Source organism: Sphingomonas sp. Leaf33 (assembly GCF_001421785.1).
Classification (GTDB): Bacteria; Pseudomonadota; Alphaproteobacteria; order Sphingomonadales; family Sphingomonadaceae; genus Sphingomonas.
On the sequence record NZ_LMLB01000005.1, the window covers coordinates 1 to 2,168 of the forward strand.

General features: G+C 54.9%; 1 tRNA gene and 2 rRNA genes. All 3 read left to right on the forward strand.

Features of this window, described 5'->3' with window-relative positions:
- Positions 1–1,731 (forward strand): 23S ribosomal RNA (locus ASE86_RS11805); the annotation flags it as partial.
- A gap of 122 nt (positions 1,732–1,853) precedes the next feature.
- Positions 1,854–1,968, forward strand: a 5S ribosomal RNA gene (rrf, locus tag ASE86_RS11810).
- A 122-nt stretch (positions 1,969–2,090) separates the two neighbouring features.
- A tRNA-Met gene (locus tag ASE86_RS11815) sits at positions 2,091–2,167 on the forward strand.
- The last annotated feature ends 1 nt before the right edge of the window (position 2,168 follow it).

Genomic DNA, 2,168 nt, shown 5'->3' on the forward strand with positions numbered 1-2,168 from the left:
ATGTGGGAATCCCAAAACAACCAGGAGGTTGGCTTAGAAGCAGCCATCCTTTAAAGAAAGCGTAACAGCTCACTGGTCTAAACAAGGGTTCCTGCGGCGAAGATGTAACGGGGCTCAAGACGTGCACCGAAGCTTAGGGTGTGGATTTAATCCACGCGGTAGCGGAGCGTTCCGTAAGCCTGCGAAGCCGAAGGGTAACCGACGGTGGAGGTATCGGAAGTGCGAATGCAGACATGAGTAGCGATAAAAAGGGTGAGATGCCCTTTCGCCGAAAGACCAAGGGTTCCTGCGCAAGGCTAATCCGCGCAGGGTGAGCCGGCCCCTAAGACGAGCCCGAAGGGGGTAGTCGATGGGAACCACGTTAATATTCGTGGGCCTGGTGGTGTGTGACGGATGGTGTGTGTTGTCTGACCTTATCGGATTGGTCAGGCTTCGAAACTGTCCCGGGAAATAGCCCCACCGTATAGACCGTACCCGAAACCGACACAGGTGGTCAGGTAGAGTATACCAAGGCGCTTGAGAGAAGTGTCCTGAAGGAACTCGGCAAATTGCCTCCGTACCTTCGGAAGAAGGAGGCCCCACATAGGCGCAAGCTCTTGTGGGGGGCACAGGCCAGGGGGTAGCGACTGTTTAGCAAAAACACAGGGCTCTGCTAAGTCGGCTTCAAGACGACGTATAGGGTCTGACGCCTGCCCGGTGCCTGAAGGTTAAGTGGAGGGGTGCAAGCTCCGAAATGAAGCCCAGGTAAACGGCGGCCGTAACTATAACGGTCCTAAGGTAGCGAAATTCCTTGTCGGGTAAGTTCCGACCTGCACGAATGGCGTAACGACTTCCCCACTGTCTCCAGGACATGCTCAGCGAAATTGAATTCTCCGTGAAGATGCGGAGTACCCGCGGTTAGACGGAAAGACCCCGTGCACCTTTACTGCAGCTTCAGAGTGGCATTAGGAAAGAACTGTGTAGCATAGGTGGGAGGCTTTGAAGCATTGTCGCCAGATGATGTGGAGCCATAGGTGAAATACCACCCTGTTGTTTTCTGATGTCTAACCTCGAACCATGAAACTGGTTCAGGGACCCTCTGTGGCGGGTAGTTTGACTGGGGCGGTCGCCTCCTAAAGAGTAACGGAGGCGTGCGAAGGTTGGCTCAGGTCGGTTGGAAACCGACCGTTAGAGTGCAATGGCATAAGCCAGCCTGACTGCGAGACTGACAAGTCGAGCAGAGACGAAAGTCGGTCATAGTGATCCGGTGGTCCCTCGTGGAAGGGCCATCGCTCAACGGATAAAAGGTACGCCGGGGATAACAGGCTGATAACCCCCAAGAGCTCATATCGACGGGGTTGTTTGGCACCTCGATGTCGGCTCATCACATCCTGGGGCTGGAGCAGGTCCCAAGGGTTTGGCTGTTCGCCAATTAAAGTGGTACGTGAGCTGGGTTCAGAACGTCGCGAGACAGTTTGGTCCCTATCTGCCGTGGGCGTCGAAATTTGAGAGGAGTTGACCCTAGTACGAGAGGACCGGGTTGAACATACCTCTGGTGTACCTGTCGTCGTGCCAACGGCGCAGCAGGGTAGCTATGTATGGACGGGATAACCGCTGAAAGCATCTAAGCGGGAAGCCTCCCTCGAGATAAGATTTCTTAGGACGGTCGGAGACCACGACCTTGATAGATCGGATGTGGAAGTGCGGTAACGCATGGAGCTAACCGATACTAATTGTCCTATTCGCGCTTGATGAGTTCACACCTCCAACATCAGCCCTGACAACCGTCAGCCGATGTTGTGGTTACAAACTCAGCCTATAATTTGCACGGGCATCGATTTGAAACACCGCGAACTAACGCGCTGGCTCCATTGCTTGGTGACCATAGCGTCTGTGACCCACCCGATCCCATCCCGAACTCGGCCGTGAAACCAGACTGCGCCAATGGTACTAGGGCTCAAGCTCTGGAAGAGTAGGTCGTCGCCAGGCATTGAAGCCAGCGCGCTAATTCGCACACAAAAACCCATTCACATTGTCAGATACGCCAAAACACTCTGCGCGCCCGCCACACAGGCGCGGCGCGCTTTGTCTTTCAACGTATCCCTTGGTGGCGCGGGGTGGAGCAGCCCGGTAGCTCGTCAGGCTCATAACCTGAAGGTCACAGGTTCAAATCCTGTCCCCGCAACCAA